General features: G+C 63.9%; 1 protein-coding gene. It reads right to left on the reverse strand.

Annotated elements, in window-relative coordinates; translation table 11 throughout:
- Positions 1 to 891 (reverse strand): calcium-binding protein (locus tag JNB85_RS30430; protein ID WP_220338119.1); only part of this gene is annotated, 891 nt, incomplete at both ends.

An 891-nucleotide genomic window follows, 5' to 3' on the forward strand; every position in this document is an offset into this window, starting at 1 on the left:
CGGCCCCGCCGATCAGCCTGTCGTGACCCGCACCACCGTCCAGAACGTCGTTGCCGGCGCCCCCGGTGATCGTGTTGGCCAGTATATTGCCCGTCCCGGCAAAATTGCCGCTACCGGTGAAGGTCAGATCCTCCACATTGGCGGCAAGCGTATAGGCCGCCGAGCCAGCCTTCACCGTATCGATCCCCGCATCGACACTTTCGGTGACGACGTCACCGGCATTGTCAACGATGTAGGTGTCGTTACCGGCTCCGCCGATCAGCGTATCCACACCGGCTCCGCCGTTCAGCGTGTCGTTGCCTGCACCGCCGGTGATCACGTTCGCCGCAGCATTGCCGGTGCCGGTGAAGGCTGCCGACCCGGTGTAGGCCAGGTTCTCGACATTGGCGCCGATCGTGTAGATCGCAAGCGCGGTCTTGACCGTATCAATTCCAGCGTCCGCATCTTCAGTGACTACGTCACCGGCGACATCCACGATGTAGGTGTCGTTGCCGGCTCCGCCGATCAGCGTATCCGCACCGGCTCCGCCGTTCAGCGTGTCGTCACCGTCGCCACCCGACAGCCGGTCGGCCGCAGCTCCTCCGGTGATCGTGTTGGCAAGATCGTTGCCCGTTCCGATGAAGGCCACCGTGCCCGTATAGGTCAGGTTCTCGACATTGTCGGCAAGCGTATAGGCCGCAAGCGCGGTCTTGACCGTATCAATTCCAGCGTCCGCATCTTCAGTGACCACGTCACCGGCGACATCCACGATGTAGGTGTCGTTACCGGCTCCGCCGATCAGCGTGTCGGCGCCTGCTCCCCCGTTCAGTGTGTCGGCGCCGACACCGCCGGTGATCACGTTCGCCGCAGCGTTGCCAGTGCCGGTGAAGGCTGCCGACCCGGTGTAGGCCA

The sequence above is a fragment of the Rhizobium mesosinicum genome (assembly GCF_019511345.1).
Taxonomy (GTDB): domain Bacteria; phylum Pseudomonadota; class Alphaproteobacteria; order Rhizobiales; family Rhizobiaceae; genus Rhizobium; species Rhizobium mesosinicum.